Below are 24439 nucleotides of genomic sequence, written 5' to 3'. Positions count from 1 at the left end.
CGATACAGTAATTTGAGCCTTAGAGGATTCTGATTTGGGCGCCGTCTCCTATCTCGACCGGTATCCGTTGCTTAAGTCCCGCGACAGCGAGTTCGCGCGCGACCGCCTATTCGCCGAATATGGCGCAGACCGTTTCGACAAGCATGGCCGCGAGTTCGGTATCCAGGCCAATTTTGCTCGCTTGCAATCAATCGGCCTCGCCTTCTGCGGCTACGAAGGTGCGGCGTCGCTCTCCTTTCCTGAATCGCAAGTTCTCCGCCAGCTCTTCTCCATCCAAGGGGCTGCGAGCTTCAGCACCAAAGGGAGCAGCGGGCCAATTGGGGCCTTCAGTCCGATCATCTCCGGAGACGCCAGGCTGGACCTCGAGTTTGCGCCGGGCTATCGCCAATTGGTGCTGAGGATCGATGCCGGCGCACTCGAGCGGTTGCTAAAGACAATCCTGGGCGATGATAGCGACATGGAGCTGCGTTTCGCCCCGGGCGAATCCGATCCGGCGGTGATGACTTATGTTCGTCAGGACGTCTTCAGATTTGCGGAGGAGTTGGACAGGTTCGGCCAGGACTACTCACCCATAGCCATCGGCGAACTTGAGCGGGCGTTGATGGTTCGAATCCTTCTGGCGCACCGGCACAATTTCACCGATCGGCTTCAGGGCCCGGCGCCGGGCGCCAACCGGTCCGTCATCGACATCGTCGAATCCTACATCGAGGCTCATTGGGACGAACCAATCGATCTGGAGAAGATTGCCGCAATCGCCAACGTCAGCGTGCGGACGATTTATCGGGAATTCTCCGAGGCGGGGCGGGGATCACCGGGCCAGTGCGCGCGACGCTTCCGGCTTCAGCGGGCGACGGAGCTCTTGCGACATCCGGATGAGCAGACCAGCGTCGTTGCCGTCGCGTTCAAATGTGGCTTTCAAAATCTTGGCCGCTTTGCATCGGAATATCGGCGAGCGGTCGGTGAGCTGCCATCCGAAACGCTGAAGAATGCGAGACGGAGACAGTGACGCGACGACGCAGTTCCTGGATTCGCAGCAAAGCGCGGCCGCAAGCCGCGAGCATCATGTCGAAGTCAGCAGCGGGCAGGTGACGTCCCTCAGCCCTTCCCCATCGCCGCAATCGCATCCGCGATCTCGATCGTGCGCCGGGCCATGTCGGCATGCAGCCGCTCCACCATGGCGCCGTCGAGACGGATCGCGCCGCGCGAGACGTTCTCCGGCAATTCGAACGCGGCGATGATCTTTCGCGCGCGCGCGACTTCCTCTTCGGGCGGGGTGAAGATCGCGTTGCAGGCTTCGATCTGCGAGGGGTGAATCAGCGTCTTGCCGTCAAAACCGAGATCGCGGCCTTGCGCGCATTCGGTGGCGAAACCGTCGGAATTGGCGATGTCGCTGTAGGGCCCGTCGAGGATTTCGAGGCCATGGGCGCGCGTCGCCAGGACGCAATGGGTGATCATCGGGATCATCGCGGCGCGGCCCGGCAGCATCTTGATGCGCGTCTCGCGCGAGATGTCGTTCGGGCCGAACACGAAGCCTGACAGGCGCCGCGCTGGATCGCGCCCCTCGGCCGCCAGTTCCTCGGCATGCAGCACCGCGCGTGCGGTCTCGATCATGGCCCAGACTTTTACGGTCGGCGCCGCGCCGAGCTCGGCGAGACGGCGGCCGATCGTGTCGAGGTCTTCGACGCTTGAAACCTTTGGAACCAGAATGCCGTCCGGGGAGGCCTTCGCCGCCATCGCGACATCGTCGGCCCACCAGGGCGTGTCGAGGCCGTTGGTCCGGATCAGGATCTCGCGCTTGCCGAAACCTTTGGCTGCGATTGCGGCCGCGATGCCGTCGCGCGCCACCGCCTTGGCGTCGGGCGCGACGGAGTCTTCCAGATCGAGGATCAGGCCGTCGGCAGCGAGATTACGCGCCTTTTCCAGCGCGCGGGGGTTGGAGCCGGGCATGAACAGATGGCTGCGGCGCGGGCGGGTCATGCAAGCGTTCCTTCCGTTTTCCTCGTCTCACTTCCGACCGAAGCCGATAGCACCTAGCCTGCCTATTCGAAAGGCTTGTTCGTCCCAGCGGTATATGATTAGGCATAGGCCATGACCACATTCCCAGAGCATTTGCTGGAAGGCTACAAGGCCTTCGCCACCCAGCGGCTGCCGACCGAGCAGACCCGCTACCGCGAGCTGTCGGTGAAGGGGCAATTCCCTGAAGTCATGGTGATCGGCTGTTGCGACAGCCGCGTCTCGCCCGAGGTGATCTTCGACGTCGGGCCGGGCGAACTCTTTGTGGTCCGCAACATCGCCAATCTGGTGCCGGTGTATCAGCCCGACGGCAACGCGCATGGCGTCTCGGCGGCGCTGGAGTATGCCGTGACGGTGCTGAAGGTGAAGCACATCGTGGTGCTCGGGCACGCCCAGTGCGGCGGCATCCGTGCTTTCGTCGACAAGATCGAGCCGCTCACGCCCGGCGACTTCATCGGCAAATGGATGCAGATGTTCATCAAGCCTGGCGAAGTGGTGGAGCAGCGCGACCACGAGACCATGGCGCAATTCGTCGAGCGCATCGAGAAGGCCGCGGTGTTCCGCAGCCTGGAAAACCTGATGACCTTCCCGTTCGTGCAGAAGGCGGTCGAGAGCGGTCAGATGCAGACCCACGGCGCCTATTTCGGCGTCGCGGAGGGATCGCTGTTCGTGCTGGACAAGGCGGCGAAGGAATTCAGGAACGCGCGAAGCGTGGCGTAGGTCCGCAGCTCTTGTAGGGTGGGCAAAGCGTAACGTGCCCACCACTTCTATCGCGATCGTGGAGAGATGGTGGGCACGGCGCTTCGCGCCTTTGCCCACCCTACGGCAGCACGGCTTACGCCGCCTTCTTCTTCGCGCTGATCAGCTTGCGGTTGATCAGGACTTCCGCGATCTGGATGGCATTGAGCGCGGCGCCCTTGCGTAGATTATCCGATACGCACCACAGCACGAGACCATTCTCCACCGTCGCGTCCTCGCGGATACGGCTGATATAGGTGGCGTCCTCGCCGGCGGCTTCATACGGCGTGGCGTAGCCGCCGGGCTCATGCTTGTCGATGACGAGGCAGCCCGGCGCCTTGCGCAGGATGTCGCGCGCTTCGTCCACGCTGATCGGGTTCTCGAACTCGATGTTGACGGCCTCGGAATGGCCGACGAAGACAGGCACGCGCACGCAGGTCGCGGAGAGCTTGATCTTGGGATCAAGAATCTTCTTGGTCTCCGCCATCATCTTCCACTCTTCCTTGGTGTAGCCGTCCTCCATGAAGACGTCGATCTGGGGGATGACGTTGAAGGCGATGCGCGCGGGAAACTTCTTATTGACCAGCTCCTGGTTGGTGTAGACGGCCTTGGTCTGCGAGAACAATTCGTCCATCGCGTCCTTGCCGGCGCCCGACACCGATTGATAGGTCGAGACCACGACGCGCTTGATCGTCGCCTTGTCGTGCAAGGGCTTGAGCGCGACCACGAGCTGCGCGGTCGAGCAGTTCGGGTTGGCGATGATGTACTTCTTCTTGAAGCCCGCGGTGGCGTCCGCATTCACTTCCGGCACGATCAACGGCACGTCCGGATCCATGCGCCAGGCCGAGGAATTGTCGATCACGACCGTGCCGGCGGCGCCGATCTTCGGCGACCATTCCTTCGACACCTCGCCGCCGGCCGACATCAGGCAGATGTCGACGTCGGAGAAGTCGTAATGCTCGAGCGCTTTGACCTTCAGCGTGCGGTCGCCGTAGGAGACCTCGACGCCCATGCTGCGGCGTGAGGCCAGGGCCACCACCTCGTCCGCGGGGAATTTGCGCTCATCCAAAATGTTGAGCATTTCCCGTCCGACATTGCCGGTCGCGCCGACGACTGCGACTTTGTAACCCATCGTTCACTCTCCGACGAAAAAGCTCTTTCCTGAAGCTGAGGCTTAAACAGGAAGAGCAGCGCTTCTATGCGAGAACCGGCCTCAAGACAACGTTGGACCATGCCTTAGGGACGTGGATGCAGTCGCCCGAGGCCAGCACGGCCACAACCCCCACCCAGATCCATCTGGCGCTTGCAGCCTTCGCCGACGAGGTCGTCGGCACGCTGGCGCGCCTGTTCGCCTATGTGGGGGCTTTGGTGCTGTTTGCCATCCTCGGCCTTGCGGCACTCGGCCAGCTGCCAACCTTGCGCGACGACGATGAGCCAGCGCTGAAGCCGGGTTGGGCCGTGGCCGACCGCTCGCCTCCGGCCTTCGCCCTCAGCCGGCTCGATTCGTCAGAAAAAACAGCCTCTTACACTATCTTGAGGCACCCCGAAGGCGGCCGCAGGGACGTGATGCGCTGGGCGGGCGAGGCGGACAAGGCCATGGCCGAGCTCGAAATCTATCGCGAGGGCGGCGAATTCGACGTCACCCGTCCGGCCGCCGCCGATCTGGCCGTCCGGATGGGACTGGGCACCGCGACCCCGCTGGAGCAAGCCGGCCTGATCGACACGAAATTCGGCCCCGTCGCGCTATTCCAGCCGACCGGCACGGCGGAGGGCGCGCGGGCCTGCCTCGGCTACCTCAAGCGCAGCGAGGAGCCGGCGCTCCAGATCTCCGGATTCTCCTGCCAGGGCGACAGCCCGCCCGCCCGGCGCGCCGCGATCGCCTGCACGCTGAACCGGCTGACGCTGCTGACCTCGGGCAACGAGCCGAGGCTGGCCGAATTGTTCGCACATGCGGAGCTGAAGCGCCGCCCCTGCACGCTCCCGGGCACGTCGGACTGGCTGCTCGGCGCCGCCAATGCGCAATTGCGCGGCGCGCTCTGACCGGCATCAAGCTCAAGTGGCTGTATCCATGCAACTTTTGCCGGCGCGCACGATTATTCAGCGCTGGTGTGACCCAATAGACCTAGTTGCAGCCGCCCCGGCCGGGTTAGTATGAGGGTGAAATTGATTGGCGGCTTGCCGCCTGAAGGGGACGTGATGAGCTCGAATTTCTCTGCCGCGAACAAACTGGCGATGTGGCTTGCGGCCGGCGCCGTGATTGCCATGTCCTCAGCCTTCGCGACACCCGCCTCGGCCGACACCAAGAAGCAGCGCTATGACAGCGGCCGTCACTATTACGGCCCGAGCGGCCCCAATGCGAGCTACCAGCAGGGCCGCACCCGCATCTATGTGAGCAAGCGCTCCTGGCTCGACGGCGGCACCGAGGTCAATCCGGGCGACCGCAAGTTCTCCGACTATGCCTTTCCGCCGGCGGTGGGCTATCCGACCTTCGCGCGCGAAAATCTCAACCGCCCGATCGATCGCCAGCCGCTGAGTACGCCGCAGGATGTTGGCGGCTATCCGCAGAATTTCCCGCTGTACTGAGGCGGAATTATCGACCGAATCAAAATGGCCGGGCTCGCGCCCGGCCATTTTTGTTTTGAAGAGACCTTGTCGGGTGGGCACGCTTCGCTTTGCCCACCCTACAAACACTGCGCTCGCCGTCAGGCGTGCAGCCTCTGCAATTCCTTCAGGATCGCTTCGCCCATCTGCGTGGTCGAGGCGGCAATGGTGCCTTCCGACTTGATGTCGGCGGTGCGCAGGCCGCTGGCCAGCACCGCGGCGATCGCGGCGTCGACCTTGTCGGCGAGCGCGCCCATGTCGAAGGAGTAGCGTAGCGCCATGCCGAACGACGAGATCATCGCGATCGGATTGGCGAGGCCCTGGCCTGCGATATCAGGCGCCGAGCCGTGCACGGGCTCGTACAGCGCCTTGCGCTTCTTGCTCTTGACGTCGACCTCGCCGAGCGAGGCCGAGGGCAGCATGCCGAGCGATCCCGTCAGCATCGCAGCGATGTCGGACAGCATGTCGCCGAACAGATTGTCGGTGACGATGACGTCGAACTGCTTCGGCCATTTCACCAGCATCATGCCGCCGGAATCGGCGAGCTGGTGCTCGAGCGTGACGTCGGGGTATTCGCGCTTGTGGACCTGGGTCATGACCTCGTTCCAGAGCACGCCCGACTTCATGACGTTGCGCTTCTCCATCGACGTCACCTTGTTCTTGCGCTTCTTCGCAAGCTCGAAGGCGACGCGGCCGATGCGCTCGATCTCGTAGGTGTCGTAGACCTGGGTATCGATGGCGCGCTTCTGGCCGTTGCCGAGATCGGTGATGGTCTTGGGCTCGCCGAAATAGACGCCGCCGGTGAGCTCGCGCACGATCATGATGTCGAGGCCCTCGACCGCCTCGCGCTTGAGGCTGGAGGCCTCCGCGAGCGCCGGGTAGCAGACCGCGGGACGGAGGTTTGCGAACAGACCGAGATCCTTGCGCAGGCGCAGCAGACCGGCTTCGGGGCGCACCTCGTAGGGCACCGCGTCCCACTTGGGACCGCCGACCGCACCGAAGATGATCGCGTCGGCGTCCTTGGCCTTGGCCATGTCGCCTTCCGAGATCGACACCTTGTGCGCGTCATAGGCCGAACCGCCGACGAGGCCGGTGTCGGTCTCGAACTTGGCGATCCCCGCCGAACTGAGCCAGTCGATCAGCCGCTTCACCTCGCCCATCACCTCGGGGCCGATACCGTCGCCGGGAAGCAGCAGCAGTTTGTGGGTCGCCATGGTCGTTTCCTCTGAGGTCGATTTCGGCCGGAGTGCTAGAGCGGCGATGCGTGCTTGGCAAGACACCATTGCCGCTTCGGTTCTGTGCAAGGCGGGCAGGGCCTGCCACACTGCGCATGCCGGAGTACCCCTTGCACGCACCTGACCGCCCTACACCCGATGCCCACCCCGCACGGTTGATCCTGACCCTGTCGCTGGCTGCGACAGTTGGGCTGGGTATCGGCCGCTTCGCCTATTCGCTGGTGCTGCCCGACATGCGGGAGGACCTCGGCTGGTCCTACTCGGCGGCCGGTTTCATGAACACCATCAACGCCGTCGGCTACCTCGCGGGCGCCCTTGTGGCGTCCCGGCTGATCCAGCGCGTCGGCTGGTCGGCCGCGATCCGCGGCGGAACCCTGGCCTGCGTCGCCGCGCTCGCGACTTGCGCGCTGACCGGGAATTTCGTCGCGCTGAGCCTGGCGCGTCTCGTGCTCGGCGTTGGCGCCGCGGCCGGTTTCGTCGCCGGCGGCGCGCTGGCTGCTTCCATTGCGCAGTCGCGCCCGGAGCGGGCCAATTTCCTGCTCAGCCTGTTCTATGCCGGACCCGGCATCGGCATTCTCGCATCGGGCCTGATCGCCCCGTTCACGCTGCAATATTTCGGGCCGGGCTCGTGGTGGATCGTGTGGTGGGCGATGACACTGCTGTCCGTCGTCATGACCGTGCCGCTGTTCCTGGTCCGCATCGAGAGCGGCGTGCGTTTCTCGCAAGGCAGCCACGGCGCCTTCGCGATTCTTCCGGTGCTGGTCTATCTCGCAGGCTACTTCCTATTCGGCGCGGGCTACATCGCCTACATGACTTTCATGATCGCCTATGTGCGCGACGGCGGCGGCGGGGCCGCTGCGCAGGCCGCGTTCTGGAGCCTGATCGGCTTGAGCGCCTTCGTCACGCCGTGGGCCTGGCGCCGCGTGCTCGCGCTCGATCGCGGCGGATTGGCCACCGCGATCATTCTCGGCACCAACGCGCTCGGCGCCGCCCTGCCGATGCTCGGGCATTCGCCGGCATGGCTCGCGGTCTCGGCAATCGTGTTCGGTGTCGCCTTCTTCGCCGTGGTCGGCTCGACCACCGCCTTCGTCCGCTTCAACTATCCGCCCGAGGTGTGGCCGACCGCGATCGCGGCGATGACGATCTCGTTCGGCGTCGGCCAGACGCTCGGCCCGATCGTGGTCGGCGCGATCACGGACGCACTGGGGAGCTTGAGTTACGCGCTGAACGTCTCGGCGGCGCTGCTGGCGCTGGGCGCGGTAGCGGCGCTGTGTCAGCGGAAGGTGGGGCCGGCCTCATAACAAATGTCGTCCCGGCGCAGGCCGGGACCCATAACCACAGGGAGCACTTTGGTGAAGACTGGTCGTTCGGAATTGGCATCTAGCGAAAATCGATAGACCTCGCGGTATGGGTCCCGGCCTTCGCCGGGACGACAACAGCTAGCTCCCGCTGAACGAATTGTAGCCCTGGTCTTCCCAATAGCCGCCCTTGTAGTCGTTGGTGACTTCCATCGACACCACGTATTTCGGATTCTTGAAGCCGAGCTTGGTCGGCACCCGGATCTTCATTGGAAACCCATACGCGCGCGGCAGGATTTCGCCGGCGTATTTGAACGTCATCTGGGTCTGCGGATGCAGCGCGGTGCGCATGTCGAGCGGAGAATTGTAGCCGTCCTTGTCGGCGCACTGGAACCAGACGTACTTTGCACGGGTGTCGGCGCCGATCAGCTTGAGGAAGTCGCGCATGGGCGTACCGGTCCAGCTGCCGATCGCGCTCCAGCCCTCGACGCAGATGTGACGGGTGATCTGCGTGACCTGCGGGAGCTTGTACAATTCCGGAAGCGTCCACGACTTCTTGTTGTCGACGAGGCCGCGGACTTCGAGCTTCCAGTCGGCACCGTCAACGTCCGGCGCGTCGTCGAGATCGTAATAGGCGTTGAACGGGAACGGCTTTGTGATCGCGCTCTCGGGAAACGTCGGCGCCAGTGCGTCGGGATTGAAGATGAAAGCCTGCACGGCATCGTTGAATTTCGAAACCGACTTCAGCATCTCCTCGGCGGAGGACGAGTCGATCACGTCGCAGCCGGTGAGCAGCGTCAGTGCGCCGAGGCTGGCGCCGCCCGCGATGAAGCGGCGGCGGCTGACCTCTGGCATCGTCTTGATGGAATCCTTGATCAGCAGCCGCTTGTCGACGCCGGGAATCAGGAATGAGCGCTTGGCCATGGTTCTTACTCCGCTCTAGCGGCCGATGATCATCGCGCGCAGGCTCTTCGGCACCAGCAGCGCGAGTAAAACGTGAATGACGAGGAACGCGCAGATCGCGGCCATGCAGAAGAAATGGATGTAGCGTGCGGTCGGATAGTCGCCGAACAGGGACACGAGCCAGTGCAATTGCACCGGCTTCCACATTCCCAGCCCCGACAGCACGATGATCACGCCGACCAGGATGATGCCGGCATAGAGCACGCGCTGGACGTAATTGTAGACGGTGAGATCGGCATGGCCGAGCTTGAAGGTCAGCGCAGCCCTGACATCGTGGAGCACGCCGGACGGGGTGATCGGCAGCAGTTTTTTCCGGAAGCGGCCGGTGGCAAAACCGGTGACGAGATAGGCAAGGCCGTTGATCATCAACAGCCACATCGCCGCAAAGTGCCAGAGCAGGCCGCCACCGAGCCAGCCGCCGAGCGTGTAGTCGCGCGGAAAGCTGAAACCGAACAGCGGCGAGGCGTTGTAGATCTGCCAGCCCGACAGGATCATCAGGATCATGGCGAGGGCGTTGACCCAGTGCATGACCCGGACCCAGGCCGGCTGGATTACTTTGGCCGGGGTGGCGCTGACCTGCTCGTCGGTGACTGTGAGGCTCGACATGGCGGTTCCGTCCTGAACATCGTCTGACAGCAATTATACGCCGATGCTTCCGCTTTCGTTACGCCCTGCCCGGCATCGAATCGATACCGGCGGGCTATCATGGTCACAATAAAGCGAGCCGGGGACCCCCGGCTCGCCATTTCGTCGCATCCGGTTCGGGGATGAAGCCGGGCAGCGCGGTGTTAGGTCGCCGGCATCAGCACGGTGTCGACCACATGGATCACGCCGTTCGACTGGTTGACGTTGGAGATCGTGACCATCGAGGTGCCGCCCTTGGCATCGACGATCCAGACCTTGCCGTCCTGCTTCTTGACCGTCAGCTCCTCGCCTTCGGCGGTCTTCATCTTCTTGCCGTCGGTGAGGTCGGAAGCCTCGAGCTTGCCGGGCACCACATGATAGGTGAGGATCTTGGTCAGCGTCGCCTTGTTCTCAGGCTTGACCAGGGTATCGACGGTGCCGGCCGGCAGCTTGCCGAAGGCGGCATTGGTCGGCGCGAACACCGTGAACGGGCCCTTGCCTTCCAGCGTCGGCACCAGGCCGGCCGCCTTCACCGCCGCCACCAGCGTGGTGTGGTCCTTCGAGTTGACGGCGTTCTGGACGATGTTCTTGGACGGGAACATCGCGGCGCCGCCGACCATGACGGTCTTTTCCTCGGCGCGGGCGGGCGCGACGACGGTCGCGGTGATGGCCAGCGCGCTGAAAGCTGCAGCGGTGAGATAGGCAATACGCTTCGACATGGAGGGTCTCCCGATTGGATTGTGACCGGCGATTGCCGGCGTTCGAGTTGGGCAACAACGGTGGCTGCGACCTGTGAGCGTGAAGCAGCAGCGACGTCGTTGGCTCGAATTACGGGAGGGTTTGCGAAGCGGTTTCGAACAAAACTTCTTTGTGATGGGTGAAACTAAGTGCGGGTGTGTTCGTGGGGGGCGTCATTGCGAGGAGTGAAGCGACGAAGCAATCCAGGCTGCCACCGCGGATGCATCGCTGGATTGCTTCGCTTCGCTCGCAATGACGAGCCTCGACGATCTACCTGCCGCTCAATCCCTGTTGTGCGGCGTCTGAATGAACCCGCGGTTATGCGTCGGGCTGATCAGCAGTTCGTTGATGCACACTCGCGCCGGCATGCTCGCGATGAACGCGATGGTGCGGCCGAGATCTTCGGATTGCAGCATCCTGGCCTGCTCCTCCTCGCTCGGCACCACCGGGCGCAGCTTCAGGATCGGGGTCGCCACCTCGCCCGGCATCAGGCAGCAGGCGCGCAGGCCGTTGACGCATTCGTCCATGTTGAAGGAATGGGTCAGCGCCAGCACCGCGTGCTTGGTCGTGGTGTAGGCCGGGCCCGGCATTTTCGAGACGTGGCGGCCGGCCCAGGACGAGACGTTGATGATGGAGCCGTCCTGCTGCTTGCGCATCGTTGGCAGCACCGCGCGCATGCAATAGAGCACGCCGTTGAGATTGACCTGGACCAGCTGGTCCCAGCCCTCCAGCTCCATGTCCTTCCAGCTCCGCTTGGGGACATTGATGCCGGCATTGTTCACCAGCAGATCGATCCGGCTGTGCTTCGCGACAATCTGATCGGCCGCCTTCTGGGCTGCGGCGGCGATCGACACGTCCAGCGTGACGGCCTCGGCGGCCCCGCCTGCCTTGGTGATCTTTGCGACCACTGTATCCAGGGCATCCTTGCGCCGGCCCGAGACCACCACCGTCCAGCCGTCGGCTGCCAGCGCCTCGGCGCCGGCCTCCCCGATCCCGCTGCCCCCGCCTGTCACCCAGGCCACGCGTTTCCCGTTTTTGGTCATGCAAACTGTCTCCGTTGCTTCATCGGGGCGGTTTTTGCTAATCCAGCCCTCGGTTTTGACCGGCCTTGTCTGACGAGCCTTGTGGTCAAGCCTTGCGGTCGAGGAAATCTTGCATGAACCAAGCTGCCAACGCCAATTTGTTTTCCCGCCTGTTCGACGGACTGGATGATCCGAAGCGCCTCGCCATCGAGACGCATGACGGAGGGCGCATCAGCTATCGCGATCTGATCGCCCGGGCCGGGCAAATGGCCAATGTGCTGGTCGCGCGCGGCGTGAAGCCCGGCGACCGCGTTGCGGTTCAGGTCGAGAAATCCGTGGCCAACATCGTGCTGTATCTGGCCACCGTGCGGGCCGGCGCGGTCTACCTACCGCTCAACACCGCCTATACGCTGAACGAGCTCGACTATTTCATCGGCGATGCCGAGCCCTCGCTGGTGGTCTGCGATCCCTCCAAGGCGGAGGGCCTCGCCCCCATCGCGGCCAAGGTGAAGGCGAAAATCGAGACGCTCGGGCCTGACGGCAAGGGCTCGCTGACGGACGCCGCCGACAAGGCGAGCAGCGAATTCACCACGGTGTCGCGCGCAAACGACGATCTCGCCGCGATCCTCTACACGTCGGGCACCACCGGCCGCTCCAAGGGCGCGATGCTGACCCACGACAATCTGGCGTCGAACTCGCTCTCGCTCGTCAGCTTCTGGCGCTTCACCGACAAGGACGTGCTGATCCACGCGCTGCCGATCTATCACACCCACGGCCTGTTCGTGGCGACCAACGTGACGCTGTTCGCGCGCGCGTCGATGATCTTCCTGCCGAAGCTCGACCCCGATCTGATCATCAAGCTGATGGCGCGCGCTACGGTGCTGATGGGCGTGCCGACGTTCTATACCCGCCTGCTCCAGAACGCTGCGCTGTCGCGCGAAACCACAAAGCACATGCGGCTGTTCATCTCGGGCTCGGCGCCGTTGCTCGCCGAAACCCATCGCGAATGGTCGGCGCGCACGGGGCATGCCGTGCTCGAGCGCTACGGCATGACCGAGACCAACATGAACACGTCGAATCCCTATGACGGCGAGCGCGTGCCCGGCGCAGTCGGCTTTCCGCTCCCCGGCGTTTCCGTGCGCGTCACCGATCCTGAGACCGGCAAGGAGCTGCCCCGTGATGAAATCGGCATGATCGAGGTCAAGGGCCCCAACGTGTTTAAAGGCTATTGGCGCATGCCGGAGAAGACCAAGGCGGAATTCCGCGACGACGGCTTCTTCATCACCGGCGACCTCGGCAAGATCGACGCCAAGGGTTACGTCCACATTCTCGGCCGCGGCAAGGATCTCGTCATCTCGGGCGGGTTCAACGTCTACCCGAAGGAAATCGAGAGCGAGATCGACGCCATGCCCGGCGTGATCGAATCCGCCGTGATCGGCGTGCCCCACGCCGATTTCGGCGAGGGCGTCACGGCCGTGCTGGTCTGCAACAAGGGCGCGGATGTGACCGAGGCCGCGGTGCTGAAGGCGCTCGACGGCCGGCTGGCGAAGTTCAAGATGCCCAAGCGCGTCTTCGTCGTCGACGAGCTGCCGCGCAACACCATGGGCAAGGTGCAGAAGAACGTGCTGCGCGATACGTACAAGGATCTTTACGCGAAGAAATAGGGGCTGTGTTTCGCAGCACTCTCGTCGTCATTGCGAGGAGCTCTTGCGACGAAGCAATCCAGAGTGCCGCCGCAGAAAGACCCCTGGATTGCTTCGCTTCGCTCGCAATGACGGAGTTTGGGGCGGTCACTGTCCGCCTAACAAACTCATCACAAACCGGCTGCCGACGATGAACAGATAGCACCCGAACGCGACCTCCAGCGTCCGCTTCGACATTGCATGCGCAGCCTTCACACCGAGCGGTGCTGTCACAAGGCTCATCGGCATCACCAGCACGGCGCCGATCAGGGAGACGTAGCCAAGCGCGAATGGGACTTGCAGGGCTGCAACGTCGGGATAGTGCGCGGCCGCAGGCCAGCCGGCATAGATGTAGCCGAGCGCGCCGGGGATCGAGATTAGCACCGCGAGCGCCGACGATGTCGCCACGGCCTGATGGATCGGACGGCCGTAGAACGTCATCAGCAGATTCGAAAACAATCCACCGCCGATGCCCATCAGCGTCGACAAAATGCCGACGCAGAAGCCGTAGAATCGCATCAGCGGCCCCTTCGGTAAATCATCGCCGAGCTTCCAGCTCTCGCGCGCGAAGATCAGCCGTACCGCGGCCGACCAGGCGACGGCGACGAACACGATCTTGAACAGCCGCTCCGGTGCGTAGCGCGCGACCACGCTGCCGGCGACGACGCCGACCAGGATCGGCAGCCACCAGACCCGAAGGATCGCAAGATCGACGGCGCCGCGTCTGTAGTGCGCCTGGAACGAACGGATCGAGGTCGGGATGATCACGGCGAGCGAAGTGCCGATGCAGAGCGGCATGCGCACCTCGAGCGGCACACCGGCGATGCGGAAGCACTCGTAGAACACCGGCACCAGAATTGCGCCGCCGCCGATGCCGAACACGCCGGCCAGAAATCCGGAGAGCGCGCCGGTTGCGATCAGCAACAGCGCGAGCTCGACGATCTCCTTGATATCGAGTCCTGCAATCACCCCTGACCTGCCCCGGCGGTGGGTCGCAGCTTCTCCGATGCATCGCTCGGACAGCTGCCCGCAATGCTCTAGGCGATCTGATTTGCCGGGTCGACCGCCGCATCGGCGGTCTGGGGTGGGATGCGGGTTGCGCATATCCGCCCGTCTCGCGAAAAATCGGTGCGCTTCGCGGAAATTGAAGATTGCTCGCCGATCATCCCTGCCGGTTCGAATGTCTTGGATGACTGGTTCGAACCCTGGTTGGCCTGCGGCGGCTTAGAGCCGTTCCAATAGTAATTTCAATGCGCCGCAGCTCTGCGGCAAGACATGAATTTGTGTTCGTTCTTTAGCCGGTGCGCCATGGCCCTGGTATACCAAGCCGCCGATTGGCCTTGTTACATCAAGGGCCTAGAGCTGAACCGAAGTTCGATCTATGGCGATTTGGTGATTGCGCAGGTGAAATCGACTCCGTAAATAGAGCCGACCTTTCGCGATCCCCGCGCGCCCATGCTGGGCCGCAATAAAGCAATCGAAGCCCATGACCGCACGGATCGAACGACCGCTTTCGCCGCACATGCAAGTCTACCGCTGGACGCTGACGATGGCGCTTTCCATCGTCCATCGCGCCACCGGAATTGCCCTCTACGCCGGAACGCTGCTGCTGGCCTGGTGGCTGATTGCGGCGGCCTCCGGCCCTGCCGCCTATGGCCACGTCCAGGCCTTCACCGGCAGCATCATCGGCCGGCTGATCGTGTTCGGCTACACCTGGGCGCTGATGCACCACATGCTCAGCGGCATCCGGCATTTCGTCTGGGACCTCGGCTACGGCTTCAAGGCCAATGAGCGCGAAGCGTTGACCTGGGGCGCGTTGATCGGCGGCATCGTGCTCACGGTCCTCGTCTGGATCATCGCCTACGCGATCGGAGGCGGCCGATGAGTTTTGACGAATCCCACGGCGCTCCGAAGGGCTCCTCCATGCGCACCCCGCTCGGCCGCGTGCGCAATCTTGGCGCTGCGCATTCGGGCACGTCCGATTTCTGGCGCCAGCGCATCACCGGCGTCGCCATGACGCTGCTGATGATCCCCGTGATCGTGATCGTGATGATGCTGCTCGGCCGCAACCAGGCCGGCGCCGCGCAGATCCTCGGCTCGCTGCCGATCGCGGTGATCCTGCTGCTCTTCATCTTCGCCAGTGCCTGGCACATGAAGATCGGCATGCAGGTCGTGATCGAGGACTACATCCATAACGAGAAGCTCAAGCTCATCTCGATCATGCTCAACAACTTCTTCTCGTTCGCCGTGGCGCTCGCCTCGACCTACGCGATCCTGAAACTTTCCTCCGGAGTCTAACCCATGGCCACAGAGACCAATGGCAAGGGCAACGGCGCTCCCGCCACCAACGGCAAAGCCTATCCGATTGAAGACCACACCTATGATGTCGTCGTGGTCGGCGCCGGCGGCGCGGGCCTGCGCGCCGTGGTCGGCTGCAGCGAAGCCGGTCTTCGGACCGCCTGCATCACCAAAGTGTTTCCGACCCGCTCGCACACCGTCGCGGCGCAGGGCGGCATCTCGGCGTCGCTTGGCAACATGCACAAGGACGACTGGCGCTGGCACATGTACGACACCGTGAAGGGGTCGGACTGGCTGGGCGACCAAGACGCGATCGAATACATGGTGCGCAACGCGCCCGAGGCGGTCTACGAGCTCGAGCACTGGGGCGTGCCGTTCTCGCGCACCGAAGACGGCAAGATCTATCAGCGTCCGTTCGGCGGCATGACGATGGACTACGGCAAGGGCCAGGCGCAGCGCACCTGCGCCGCCGCCGACCGCACCGGCCACGCCATGCTGCACACGATGTACGGCCAGTCGCTGCGCCACGCGGCCGAGTTCTTCATCGAGTTCTTTGCCATCGACCTGATCATGGACGACCAGGGCACCTGCCGCGGCGTCATCGCGCTCAAGCTCGACGACGGCACGCTGCACCGCTTCCGCGCCCAGTCCGTAATTCTGGCGACCGGCGGCTATGGCCGCGCCTATGCGTCCTGCACCTCGGCGCACACCTGCACCGGCGATGGCGGCGGCATGGTGCTGCGCGCCGGCCTGCCGATGCAGGACATGGAGTTCGTGCAATTCCACCCGACCGGCATCTACGGCTCGGGCTGTCTCGTCACCGAAGGCGCGCGCGGCGAAGGCGGTTATCTCGTCAACTCCGAGGGCGAGCGCTTCATGGAGCGCTATGCGCCCTCCGCCAAGGATCTGGCTTCGCGTGACGTCGTCTCGCGCGCGATGACCATCGAGATTCGGGAGGGGCGCGGCGTCGGCAAGAAGAAGGACCACATCTTCCTTCATCTCGACCATCTCGATCCCGCGGTGCTGGCCGAACGCCTGCCGGGCATCTCGGAATCCGCAAAGATCTTCGCCAATGTCGACGTGACGCGCGAACCGATCCCGATCGTGCCGACCGTGCACTACAACATGGGCGGTATCCCGACGAACTATCACGGCGAGGTCCTGACCAAGAAGGACGGCGACGACAACGCCATCATCCCGGGCCTGATGGCGATCGGCGAGGCCGCCTGCGTCTCCGTGCACGGCGCCAACCGCCTCGGCTCCAACTCGCTGATCGACCTCGTCGTGTTCGGCCGCGCCGCTGCGCTGCGCCTCGCCGAGAAGCTCACGCCAAACGCCAGCCAGCCGGAATTGCCGGCGAACTCGTCGGATCTGGCGCTCGGCCGGCTCGACCACTACCGCTACGCCTCCGGCGGCACGCCGACCGCGAAGCTGCGCGAAGGCATGCAGCACGTGATGCAGAACAATTGCGCGGTGTTCCGCACCGGCGACATCCTGAGCGAAGGCCAGAATCTGATCGAGAAGGTCCATAGCGGCATCACCGACATCGCCGTGTCCGACCGCTCGCTGGTGTGGAATTCCGACCTGATCGAGACGCTCGAATTCGACAATCTGATCGCGCAGGCGGTGGTGACGATGAACTCGGCCGCCAACCGCACCGAGAGCCGCGGCGCACATGCCCGCGAGGACTTCTCCGAGCGCGACGACAAGAACTGGATGAAGCACACGCTCGCCTGGCTGGAAGATTCCGGCAAGGTCAAGATCGAGTACCGCCCGGTTCACGACTACACCATGACCAACGACGTCCAGTACATCCCGCCGAAAGCTCGCGTTTACTAAACGGCGCGCGTGTACTGAACGAACAGCGAAAGCTTTATCGAAATGGTTGAATTCGCACTTCCGAAGAACTCCAAGATTTCAGGCGGCAAGACCTGGCCGAAGCCCGCGGGCGCGACTGAAACTCGCGAATTCCGCGTCTATCGCTGGAACCCGGACGACGGCAAGAATCCCAGCGTCGACACCTATTACGTCGACACCCATGATTGCGGGCCGATGGTGCTGGACGGCCTGATCTGGATCAAGAACAACATCGACCCGTCTCTGACCTTCCGCCGCTCCTGCCGCGAAGGCGTCTGCGGCTCCTGCGCGATGAACATCGACGGCCAGAACACATTGGCCTGCACCCGCTCGATGCACGACGTCAAGGACGGCGCGGTGAAGATCAATCCGCTGCCGCACCAGCCTGTCGTGAAGGACCTCATCCCCGACCTCACCAATTTCTATGCGCAGTACGCTTCGGTCGAGCCGTGGCTGAAGACGACCTCGCCGACGCCGCAGAAGGAATGGAAGCAAAGCCACGAGGACCGCGAGAAGCTCGACGGGCTCTACGAGTGCATCCTCTGCGCCTGCTGCTCGACCTCTTGCCCGAGCTATTGGTGGAACAGCGAGCGCTATCTCGGTCCTGCCGCGCTGCTGCAGGCCAACCGCTGGGTGTCGGATTCGCGGGATGAAGCCACCGGCGAGCGGCTCGACAATCTCGAGGATCCGTTCCGCCTCTATCGCTGCCACACCATCATGAACTGCGCCAAGGCCTGCCCGAAGGGCCTCAACCCGGCGGAAGCCATCGCCGAGCTCAAGCTCAAAATGGTCGAGCGCCAGATCTAGGCGTCATTCATGCTGCGATCCCCGGCCGGAAAGGCCGGGGCATTCTACGGCGGGCGCGTATTCGAGCAGATTTTGCCTCCGCCCCTGCGCGGGCAAGCCGACGGGTTGCAACCTCTGGTTCCCGCCACAAGCCGCTTCCTTCCCGGCGAGAAATTCAAGTAAGCTCTCCGGTGTGGGACCGGAGCGACCGTGCAGGGCGCACAACGCAATTCGCTGAGATTGCTGCAGTGGATGATGGCTGCGTCCCTGGCGCTGCCCATTGCACTGTTCGCGATCGCCGCCTCGATCTCCTACACCTCGACCAAAGCCATCGCCGACCGCGAGATCGAGCGCACCCTCGATGTCGCGCACGAGCACGCGCTCAAGGTGTTCGAGACCATCGACCGCAGCCTCGCCGAGATCAACGAGGTGGTGCGCGGCATGCCCGACGACATCATCCGCGCGCGCGAGCCGGCCCTGCACCGCCGCCTGAAGCAGCTGACCGATTCGCTGCCGCAGCTGAAATCGGCATGGATCTTCGATGCGGACGGAAAGTCGCTGGTCAACAGCCTGGCCTCGCCGCCGCCGGCACAGAGCTTTGCGGACCGTGACTATTTTGCGGCCCACGTCGACCAGAGCATCGGCAGCTACATCGGCGTTCCCCTGACGCCGCGTCAGCCCTATCAGGGCGCGCGCTTCTTCGGGGTCAGCCGCCGCCGCGGCTCCGACGACGGCAGCTTCATCGGCGTGATCCAGGCCTCCGTGCTGCCGGAATATTTCGAGAGCTTTTACGCCAGGATCGGCTCCGATGCCGGCAGCTTCCTCGCCATGGGACGCACCGACGGCGTGGTGCTGGCGCATCTTCCACGGCTGGACCGCGACCTCAGGCTCGATCCTAACGGGCCGGTCGGCCGGAGCATCGCAGCTCATCCCGAGCATGGCCTCATCACCATCGCCTGGCCATCGGACGAGGTCGAGCGGCGCATCGGCTACCGACGCATCGCCGAATATCCGATCTATGTCAGCGCGGGGTTGGAGACCTCGGCAATCCGCGCGCGCTGGTTCGCCACCATGGGCCAGCATCTGGTGTTCGGCATTCCGGCCACCGCGCTGCTGTTTCTGCTGCTGGCGTTCGCGTTCCGGCGCACCCAGCATCTCCAGGCTGAGGCCGCCGCGCGGCGCGAAGCCGAGGAGGCACTCAAGCACAGCCAGCGCCTTGAGGCGCTCGGCCAGCTCACCGGCGGCGTCGCGCACGACTTCAACAACCTCCTGACTGTGATTCGCGCCTCGGTCGACCTGCTGAACCGGCCGCAACTGAGCGAGGAGCGGCGCCAGCGCTACATCACCGCCATCGCGGACGCGGTCGGGCGCGCGGCCAAGCTGACCTCGCAGCTGCTCGCATTCGCGCGGCGCCAGACCTTGAAGCCGGAAGTGTTCGACGTCGGCGCGCGGCTGCAGTCGCTGCACGACATGCTCGCGACGCTGCTCGGGCCCGCAATCGAAATCGCGATGCGGCTGCCGGCCGAGCCCTGTCTCGTCAATGCCGATGCAAGCCAGTTCGAGACGGCGTTGATCAACATGGCGACCAATGCGCGCGATGCGATGCACGGCAAGGGCAGAATCGTTTTCGAGGTCGAGAACGCGGCGACCGTTGCGGACACGCGGGCTCCCGTCTCGGGCAACCCTGATCTTTCAGGTCACCATGAGCTTCCTGGCAAACATGGCTTCGTCGGCATTGCCGTCAGTGACACCGGCATCGGCATACCGGCTGCGCGGCTCGAGCGCATCTTCGAGCCGTTCTTCACCACCAAGCAGGTCGGCCACGGCACCGGTCTCGGCCTGTCGCAGGTGTTCGGCTTCGCCCGGCAGTCCGGCGGCGAGGTGACAGTCACCAGCGAGGTAGGCCACGGCAGCACCTTCGCGCTCTATCTGCCGCGCGTGGCGCCGCATTTGCTGCCGCAGCGGCAGGCACCGAACACGGCCCCCGCCGTGGCCGGCAGCGGCATGTCGGTGCTGCTGGTCGAGGACAATATCGAGCTCGCCAATTTCGCGGCCGACGGCCTTACCGAGCTCGGCTACAGCATCACGCTGGTCGACAATGCGACCGATGCACTTGCCGAGCTGGTCATGGATGCCGATCGCTTCGATGTCGTCTTCTCGGACATCGTGATGCCCGGCATGACCGGGCTCGATCTCGCGCAGGCGGTCCGCGACCGCGGTATCGGCGTGCCGGTGGTGCTGACCACCGGCTACAGCGAGGCGCTGTCCCAGGACGGCAAGGTCGATTTCGAGCTCGTGCAAAAGCCCTACGCGATCGATCAGCTATCGCGCGTGCTGCACCGGCTCGCACGTCGCCGCCGGGTCCGCAACGGCGCCGCCGAATGAACCGACACCTGGAACTCGCGGGAACCTTTTGATTTAGCTCGCGTTATCCGGCCATGCAAAAGCCGGCCGGAAAGCGCGAATCGGGCAAGAAGCCGCCCATTGTCGAAATCGTCGGCGAGACCGGCGAGGAAGTGGCTCCGCCGCCGCCCGAGCTGGTCGAGCCCGACCCGGCGCTGTCGCCCGAAGAGGCCGAGCAGGCCCGCAAGGACTATCTCCTCACCCGCTTCTGGATCAGCGGGCGCGGCTTCTGGGGCCGCAACGGCGACCGGCTGGCATGGCTCTACTCCATCGGCCTCGGCGTGCTGATCGTCCTGACTGTCGGTTTCCAATACGGCATCAACGTCTGGAATCGGGCGATCTTCGACGCGATCGAGAAGCGCGAGGCGTCCACCGTCTTCCATCTCACCGCGGTGTTCTTCCCGCTCGCGATCGGCAGCATCTTGCTCGGCGTGGCACAAGTGTTCGCGCGCATGGGCATCCAGCGGCGCTGGCGAGCCTGGCTGACGGCAAGCGTGCTGACGCGCTGGCTCGGCAATGGCCGCTATTACCAGCTCAATCTCGTCAGCGGCGACCACAAGAATCCGGAATACCGGATCGCGGAGGATCTGCGCGTCGCGACCGATTCGCCGGTGGATTTTCTCGCCGGCGTGACGTCCGCGCTGCTGTCGGCCGTGACCTTCATCGTCGTGCTCTGGACCATCGGCGGTGCGCTCACCGTCACGCTTGCGGGATCGTCGGTGACCATTCCCGGCTTCCTGGTGATCGCCGCGATGCTTTATGCGGGGATAGCCTCGGGCTCGATCCTGGTGATCGGCCGCCAATTCGTGCAGGTCTCCGAGGACAAGAACCAGGCCGAGGCCGATTTCCGCTACACGCTGACCCGCGTGCGCGAGAACGGCGAGAGCATCGCGCTGCTCGGCGGCGAGGAGGAGGAGCGCGACGGCATCGACCGCAATTTCACCAACGTGCTGCGGCAATGGGCGCGGCTCGCGGGTCAGCACATGCGCACCACGCTGGTGTCGCAGGGATCGAGTCTTGTTGCTCCCGTGGTCCCTCTCCTGCTCTGCGCGCCAAAATTCCTCGACGGCAGCATGACGCTGGGTCAGGTGATGCAGGCGGCTTCCGCCTTCACCATCGTGCAGAGCGCGTTCGGTTGGCTGGTCGACAATTATCCGCGGCTCGCCGACTGGAATGCCTGCGCTCGCCGCATCGCATCGCTGATGATGTCGCTCGACGGTCTCGAGCGCGCCGAGCAGGGCGACGGAATCGGCCGCATCAAGCGCGGCGAGACCAGCAACGACGCCATGCTGGAGCTGAACGATCTCTCCGTCACGCTCGACGACGGCACCGCCGTGGTCGGCGAGACCGAGGTGGTGGTCGAGGCTGGCGAGCGGCTGCTGGTGGCCGGCGAATCCGGCACCGGCAAGAGCACGCTGGTGCGCGCCATCGCCGGGCTCTGGCCGTGGGGCGGCGGCAGCGTCAATTTCCATCCCGACCGGCGGCTGTTCATGCTGCCGCAGCGACCCTACGTGCCGTCAGGCTCCTTGCGCCGCGCGGTCGCCTATCCCGGCGCGGAAGACGACTGGACCGTGGAGGAGATCGGCGAGGCCCTGCACAAGGTCGGTCTCGACCATCTCAAGGAGAAGATCGAGGAAGACGCACCGTGGGACCAGACGCTGTCCGGCGGCGAGAAGCAGCGCCTGGCCTTCGCGCGACTGTTGCTGCACAGCCCTGACATCGTCGTGCTCGACGAGGCGACCTCGGCGCTCGACGAGAAGAGCCAGGACAAGATGATGAAGATGATCACCGACGAGCTGCCGAAGGCCACCATCGTCAGCGTCGCGCATCGCGTCGAGCTGGAAGCCTTCCACAGCCGCAAGATCGTGCTGGAGCGCCGCAAGGGCGGCGCAAAGCTCGTCAGCGACATCGAGCTGATCCCGCGCAAGGGCAAGCGCAAGCTGCTCGGCCGCTTCCTGAGGCAGCGCAAGCCGCCGAAAAAGGCGGCGTGAGGTTCGGTCTCTTTTCTTCGTCGTCCCGGCGATTGTCGTCCGGATCGAGCGTTGGAGTCCCCGGCAAAACCGGCTATGCATGCGCCGCTTGCAACGAGGACTTTGACTTGGCGACCGACAATGCCCCTTCGTCCGCGCCGTTCGGCGCGTTTGCGCCGAACGCGGCGCAGGCCGCGATCATTCGCCTCGCGACACAATCGCGGCTGAAGCGCGGCGCGTTCCGGCCCTGGCTGTCGCGATTGGTGAACCTGCTGCGCGGTGGCCCCGTCGACGTGCAGTACCAGGGCGCATCGTTCCGCTTCTATCATCAGGGCAGCGCCACCGAGCGCGGCGCGCTGTTCAATCCCGATTACAATCTCGACGAGCTCGATTTCCTGCGCCAGCACACCGCGGAGGGCGGCGTGTTCGTCGACGTCGGCGCCAATGTCGGCACTTTCGCGCTGGTGATGGCGCGACAGGTCGGGCCATCGGGGAAAGTGGTCGCGATCGAGCCGCATCCGACGACGTTTGGACGGCTCTCGTTCAACCAGGCCGCGTCGCAGGCGACGCAGGTGCGCCTGGTGCAGGCGGCCGCCGGCGACAGCGACGGCGAGCTGATGATCGAGAGCGGGGGCGGCAATCTCGGCGCTACGCATGTCGTCACCGGCACGGCCAGCGCGGAGGCGATCAAAGTGCCCTCGCTGCGGTTGACGCGCATTCTCGATGAAGCCGGCGTCACCAAGGTGGACGCGTTGAAGATCGACGTCGAGGGGTTCGAGGATCGCGTGCTGATCGGCTTCTTCCGCGACGCGCCGCAATCGCTATGGCCGCGCGCGGTGGTGATCGAGCATTTGTCACAAAAGGATTGGCGGGAAGATTGTATCGCTGACATGGTCGCGCGCGGTTTTGTGGTTGCGCGCAAGACGCGGAGCAATACGTTTCTGTCGCGTTGACGAGACGAACGACGGAGGTTACGATGATCGACCATATGGGCTTCCCGGTCTCCGACTATGAGCGCGCCAAGGCGTTCTACGCCAAGGCATTGGCCCCACTCGGCTACAGCCTGATCATGGAGGTCACGCAGGAGCAGACCGGACATGATCCGGCCGCCGGCTTCGGCGCCGACGGCAAGCCGGATTTCTGGATCGGCGGCGAGGGCGCGCTGAACAAGCCGGTGCATGTCGCGATCCTGGCAAAGGACCGCGCCACGGTGGATGCGTTCTACAAGGCGGCGATTGCGGCGGGTGGGCGCGACAACGGGCCGCCCGGCATTCGGGCGCATTACCATCCGACCTATTACGGCGCCTTCGTGCTCGACCCTGATGGACACAACATCGAGGCGGTTTGCCACGCGCCGGAATAGATAAGTTCCATCTTCCGGCCGGAACCTCGTTCCGCGCGCGCCGTTGTCGTCCCTTGCAAGAAGGAGCACGACATGGCCAACGACAATGCCCGCGACGTCGATCGCGTATGGGATCTGATGAAGACGATCGGATTCGCGATGCTGGTGACGCGCGATGGCGACAAGCTCCGCGCGCGGCCGATGAGCGCCTATCTCGACCGCAACGCGGACACGATATATTTCCTCACCGACGCGCGGCGTCACAAGGACGAGGAGATCGCGCGCAATCCGTCCATCAACCTGTCGTTCGCGGATGCAGGCAGCCAGAAATACGTGTCGCTGACGGGCACCGCCGTCGTCTCCAACGACCGTGCGAAGATCAAGGAGCTGTTCTCGACACCGGCCAAGGCATGGTGGGACTCTGCGGAAGATCCCAACATCCGCGTGCTCAAGGTCACGCCCGACGATGCCGAGTTCTGGGACTCGCCCGGCACCGTGATCTCCTATGTGAAGATGGCGGCCGCGGCAGTGACCAACACGCGGCCCGATCTCGGCGACAACCGCAAGGTCTCGATGTAATGCCGATTGAACCGCCCGAGATTCCGCCGTCGACGCCGGGCACACCCACCGAGCCGCCGCCGGGGATTCCGCCGGGCAATCCGCAGCCTGAAATCGCGCCGCCAGTGCGCGAGCCCGGCTCGCCAGCGCCGCCCGACGAATTGCCGGGCCGCATGCCTGAAGAGATTCCATCACGCGGACCGAACGGACCGCTCACGCCGAATCCCGCGACGGATGCAAGTCCGCCGCGGGATCGCGCATGAGGCGACGCATCACATCCGAGGCAATTGCAACCTGCGTCTGAATGCGCA

The 24439-nt window shown here is 64.3% G+C and carries 24 protein-coding genes; 16 read left to right on the top strand and 8 right to left on the bottom strand.

Features of this window, described 5'->3' with window-relative positions; translation table 11 throughout:
* Positions 1 to 34 precede the first annotated feature (34 nt).
* Positions 35 to 1006, top strand: coding sequence for an AraC family transcriptional regulator (locus tag N551_RS0107140; RefSeq protein ID WP_027566367.1), 972 nt, complete (start codon positions 35 to 37; stop codon positions 1004 to 1006).
* A gap of 89 nt (positions 1007 to 1095) precedes the next feature.
* Here N551_RS0107140 and N551_RS0107135 read toward each other — a convergent pair whose 3' ends face one another.
* Positions 1096 to 1977 (bottom strand): CoA ester lyase, encoded by an 882-nt coding sequence (locus N551_RS0107135; RefSeq protein ID WP_027566366.1) that lies wholly within the window; start codon positions 1975 to 1977, stop codon positions 1096 to 1098.
* Positions 1978 to 2088: 111 nt separating this feature from the next.
* Between N551_RS0107135 and N551_RS0107130 the strand changes: the two genes are divergently transcribed.
* Positions 2089 to 2733 carry a carbonic anhydrase gene (locus N551_RS0107130; protein ID WP_027566365.1) on the top strand — a complete coding sequence of 215 codons (645 nt, stop codon included), beginning with the start codon at positions 2089 to 2091 and terminating at the stop codon, positions 2731 to 2733.
* A 115-nt stretch (positions 2734 to 2848) separates the two neighbouring features.
* Here N551_RS0107130 and N551_RS0107125 read toward each other — a convergent pair whose 3' ends face one another.
* Entirely contained in the window at positions 2849 to 3883 is a 1035-nt protein-coding gene (locus N551_RS0107125; RefSeq protein WP_027566364.1) for an aspartate-semialdehyde dehydrogenase, read from the bottom strand.
* A gap of 116 nt (positions 3884 to 3999) precedes the next feature.
* Between N551_RS0107125 and N551_RS0107120 the strand changes: the two genes are divergently transcribed.
* Positions 4000 to 4791 (top strand): hypothetical protein, encoded by a 792-nt coding sequence (locus tag N551_RS0107120; RefSeq protein WP_027566363.1) that lies wholly within the window; start codon positions 4000 to 4002, stop codon positions 4789 to 4791.
* 156 nt (positions 4792 to 4947) lie between these two features.
* Complete coding sequence (locus tag N551_RS0107115; protein WP_027566362.1) at positions 4948 to 5334, top strand: hypothetical protein; 387 nt, start codon at positions 4948 to 4950, stop codon at positions 5332 to 5334.
* A gap of 119 nt (positions 5335 to 5453) precedes the next feature.
* Here N551_RS0107115 and leuB read toward each other — a convergent pair whose 3' ends face one another.
* Complete coding sequence (gene leuB / locus N551_RS0107110; protein ID WP_027566361.1) at positions 5454 to 6566, bottom strand: 3-isopropylmalate dehydrogenase; 1113 nt, start codon at positions 6564 to 6566, stop codon at positions 5454 to 5456.
* A 131-nt stretch (positions 6567 to 6697) separates the two neighbouring features.
* Here leuB and N551_RS0107105 point away from each other — a divergent pair, with 131 nt between their 5' ends.
* A complete protein-coding gene (locus tag N551_RS0107105; protein ID WP_027566360.1) occupies positions 6698 to 7888 on the top strand; it encodes a YbfB/YjiJ family MFS transporter in 1191 nt (396 codons plus the stop codon).
* A 138-nt stretch (positions 7889 to 8026) separates the two neighbouring features.
* On the opposite strand, the gene N551_RS0107100 is transcribed toward N551_RS0107105, so the two are convergent.
* From N551_RS0107100 to N551_RS0107085, 4 genes are all read right to left on the bottom strand, one after another.
* A complete protein-coding gene (locus tag N551_RS0107100) occupies positions 8027 to 8809 on the bottom strand; it encodes a molybdopterin-dependent oxidoreductase (protein ID WP_027566359.1) in 783 nt (260 codons plus the stop codon).
* 15 nt (positions 8810 to 8824) lie between these two features.
* Positions 8825 to 9454 carry a cytochrome b/b6 domain-containing protein gene (locus N551_RS0107095; RefSeq protein ID WP_027566358.1) on the bottom strand — a complete coding sequence of 210 codons (630 nt, stop codon included), beginning with the start codon at positions 9452 to 9454 and terminating at the stop codon, positions 8825 to 8827.
* A gap of 182 nt (positions 9455 to 9636) precedes the next feature.
* On the bottom strand, positions 9637 to 10191 hold the full coding sequence (locus tag N551_RS0107090; RefSeq protein ID WP_027566357.1) for a fasciclin domain-containing protein: 555 nt from the start codon (positions 10189 to 10191) through the stop codon (positions 9637 to 9639).
* 300 nt (positions 10192 to 10491) lie between these two features.
* A complete protein-coding gene (locus tag N551_RS0107085) occupies positions 10492 to 11253 on the bottom strand; it encodes an SDR family oxidoreductase (RefSeq protein ID WP_027566356.1) in 762 nt (253 codons plus the stop codon).
* A 113-nt stretch (positions 11254 to 11366) separates the two neighbouring features.
* Between N551_RS0107085 and N551_RS0107080 the strand changes: the two genes are divergently transcribed.
* Entirely contained in the window at positions 11367 to 12896 is a 1530-nt protein-coding gene (locus N551_RS0107080) for a malonyl-CoA synthase (protein ID WP_027566355.1), read from the top strand.
* A 126-nt stretch (positions 12897 to 13022) separates the two neighbouring features.
* Here N551_RS0107080 and N551_RS0107075 read toward each other — a convergent pair whose 3' ends face one another.
* A complete protein-coding gene (locus N551_RS0107075; RefSeq protein ID WP_027566354.1) occupies positions 13023 to 13883 on the bottom strand; it encodes a sulfite exporter TauE/SafE family protein in 861 nt (286 codons plus the stop codon).
* Between the two features lie 517 nt (positions 13884 to 14400).
* Here N551_RS0107075 and sdhC point away from each other — a divergent pair.
* The 10 genes from sdhC (at position 14401) to N551_RS39200 (ending at position 24391) form a co-directional block, all read left to right on the top strand.
* A complete protein-coding gene (sdhC, locus tag N551_RS0107065) occupies positions 14401 to 14799 on the top strand; it encodes a succinate dehydrogenase, cytochrome b556 subunit (RefSeq protein ID WP_027566353.1) in 399 nt (132 codons plus the stop codon).
* Positions 14796 to 15212 carry a succinate dehydrogenase, hydrophobic membrane anchor protein gene (sdhD, locus tag N551_RS0107060; protein ID WP_007598776.1) on the top strand — a complete coding sequence of 139 codons (417 nt, stop codon included), beginning with the start codon at positions 14796 to 14798 and terminating at the stop codon, positions 15210 to 15212. The genes sdhC and sdhD overlap by 4 nt, the downstream gene beginning before the upstream one ends.
* A gap of 3 nt (positions 15213 to 15215) precedes the next feature.
* The gene (gene sdhA / locus N551_RS0107055) at positions 15216 to 17051 is read left to right on the top strand and encodes a succinate dehydrogenase flavoprotein subunit (RefSeq protein WP_027566352.1); all 1836 of its coding nucleotides are present in this window, start codon (positions 15216 to 15218) and stop codon (positions 17049 to 17051) included.
* Between the two features lie 42 nt (positions 17052 to 17093).
* Entirely contained in the window at positions 17094 to 17876 is a 783-nt protein-coding gene (locus N551_RS0107050) for a succinate dehydrogenase iron-sulfur subunit (protein WP_027566351.1), read from the top strand.
* Between the two features lie 189 nt (positions 17877 to 18065).
* On the top strand, positions 18066 to 20240 hold the full coding sequence (locus N551_RS0107045) for a hybrid sensor histidine kinase/response regulator (protein ID WP_027566350.1): 2175 nt from the start codon (positions 18066 to 18068) through the stop codon (positions 20238 to 20240).
* Between the two features lie 53 nt (positions 20241 to 20293).
* Positions 20294 to 22249 (top strand): ABC transporter ATP-binding protein/permease, encoded by a 1956-nt coding sequence (locus N551_RS0107040; protein ID WP_027566349.1) that lies wholly within the window; start codon positions 20294 to 20296, stop codon positions 22247 to 22249.
* A 107-nt stretch (positions 22250 to 22356) separates the two neighbouring features.
* Positions 22357 to 23181 carry an FkbM family methyltransferase gene (locus N551_RS0107035; RefSeq protein ID WP_027566348.1) on the top strand — a complete coding sequence of 275 codons (825 nt, stop codon included), beginning with the start codon at positions 22357 to 22359 and terminating at the stop codon, positions 23179 to 23181.
* Between the two features lie 23 nt (positions 23182 to 23204).
* Positions 23205 to 23591, top strand: coding sequence for a VOC family protein (locus N551_RS0107030; protein ID WP_007598770.1), 387 nt, complete (start codon positions 23205 to 23207; stop codon positions 23589 to 23591).
* A 72-nt stretch (positions 23592 to 23663) separates the two neighbouring features.
* Positions 23664 to 24149 carry a pyridoxamine 5'-phosphate oxidase family protein gene (locus N551_RS0107025; RefSeq protein WP_027566347.1) on the top strand — a complete coding sequence of 162 codons (486 nt, stop codon included), beginning with the start codon at positions 23664 to 23666 and terminating at the stop codon, positions 24147 to 24149.
* Positions 24149 to 24391, top strand: coding sequence for a hypothetical protein (locus N551_RS39200; protein ID WP_007604217.1), 243 nt, complete (start codon positions 24149 to 24151; stop codon positions 24389 to 24391). Before N551_RS0107025 ends, N551_RS39200 begins: the two co-directional genes overlap by 1 nt.
* Positions 24392 to 24439 lie beyond the last annotated feature (48 nt).

This window comes from Bradyrhizobium sp. URHA0013 (assembly GCF_000518345.1).
Taxonomy (GTDB): Bacteria; Pseudomonadota; Alphaproteobacteria; order Rhizobiales; family Xanthobacteraceae; genus Bradyrhizobium.
The sequence above is the reverse complement of the archived record's forward strand: the minus strand, read 5'-3'. Positions and strand labels throughout refer to the sequence as shown.

What these genes read in the sequence shown, in the direction of transcription:
- N551_RS0107135 (WP_027566366.1), bottom strand. Translation starts at nt 1,977, where the DNA reads ATGACCCGCCCGCGCCGCAGCCATCTGTTCATGCCCGGCTCCAACCCC.
- N551_RS0107130 (WP_027566365.1), top strand. Translation starts at nt 2,089, where the DNA reads ATGACCACATTCCCAGAGCATTTGCTGGAAGGCTACAAGGCCTTCGCC.
- N551_RS0107125 (WP_027566364.1), bottom strand. Translation starts at nt 3,883, where the DNA reads ATGGGTTACAAAGTCGCAGTCGTCGGCGCGACCGGCAATGTCGGACGG.
- N551_RS0107120 (WP_027566363.1), top strand. Translation starts at nt 4,000, where the DNA reads ATGCAGTCGCCCGAGGCCAGCACGGCCACAACCCCCACCCAGATCCAT.
- N551_RS0107115 (WP_027566362.1), top strand. Translation starts at nt 4,948, where the DNA reads ATGAGCTCGAATTTCTCTGCCGCGAACAAACTGGCGATGTGGCTTGCG.
- leuB (WP_027566361.1), bottom strand. Translation starts at nt 6,566, where the DNA reads ATGGCGACCCACAAACTGCTGCTGCTTCCCGGCGACGGTATCGGCCCC.
- N551_RS0107100 (WP_027566359.1), bottom strand. Translation starts at nt 8,809, where the DNA reads ATGGCCAAGCGCTCATTCCTGATTCCCGGCGTCGACAAGCGGCTGCTG.
- N551_RS0107095 (WP_027566358.1), bottom strand. Translation starts at nt 9,454, where the DNA reads ATGTCGAGCCTCACAGTCACCGACGAGCAGGTCAGCGCCACCCCGGCC.
- N551_RS0107090 (WP_027566357.1), bottom strand. Translation starts at nt 10,191, where the DNA reads ATGTCGAAGCGTATTGCCTATCTCACCGCTGCAGCTTTCAGCGCGCTG.
- N551_RS0107085 (WP_027566356.1), bottom strand. Translation starts at nt 11,253, where the DNA reads ATGACCAAAAACGGGAAACGCGTGGCCTGGGTGACAGGCGGGGGCAGC.
- N551_RS0107080 (WP_027566355.1), top strand. Translation starts at nt 11,367, where the DNA reads ATGAACCAAGCTGCCAACGCCAATTTGTTTTCCCGCCTGTTCGACGGA.
- sdhC (WP_027566353.1), top strand. Translation starts at nt 14,401, where the DNA reads ATGACCGCACGGATCGAACGACCGCTTTCGCCGCACATGCAAGTCTAC.
- sdhD (WP_007598776.1), top strand. Translation starts at nt 14,796, where the DNA reads ATGAGTTTTGACGAATCCCACGGCGCTCCGAAGGGCTCCTCCATGCGC.
- sdhA (WP_027566352.1), top strand. Translation starts at nt 15,216, where the DNA reads ATGGCCACAGAGACCAATGGCAAGGGCAACGGCGCTCCCGCCACCAAC.
- N551_RS0107050 (WP_027566351.1), top strand. Translation starts at nt 17,094, where the DNA reads ATGGTTGAATTCGCACTTCCGAAGAACTCCAAGATTTCAGGCGGCAAG.
- N551_RS0107040 (WP_027566349.1), top strand. Translation starts at nt 20,294, where the DNA reads ATGCAAAAGCCGGCCGGAAAGCGCGAATCGGGCAAGAAGCCGCCCATT.
- N551_RS0107030 (WP_007598770.1), top strand. Translation starts at nt 23,205, where the DNA reads ATGATCGACCATATGGGCTTCCCGGTCTCCGACTATGAGCGCGCCAAG.
- N551_RS0107025 (WP_027566347.1), top strand. Translation starts at nt 23,664, where the DNA reads ATGGCCAACGACAATGCCCGCGACGTCGATCGCGTATGGGATCTGATG.
- N551_RS39200 (WP_007604217.1), top strand. Translation starts at nt 24,149, where the DNA reads ATGCCGATTGAACCGCCCGAGATTCCGCCGTCGACGCCGGGCACACCC.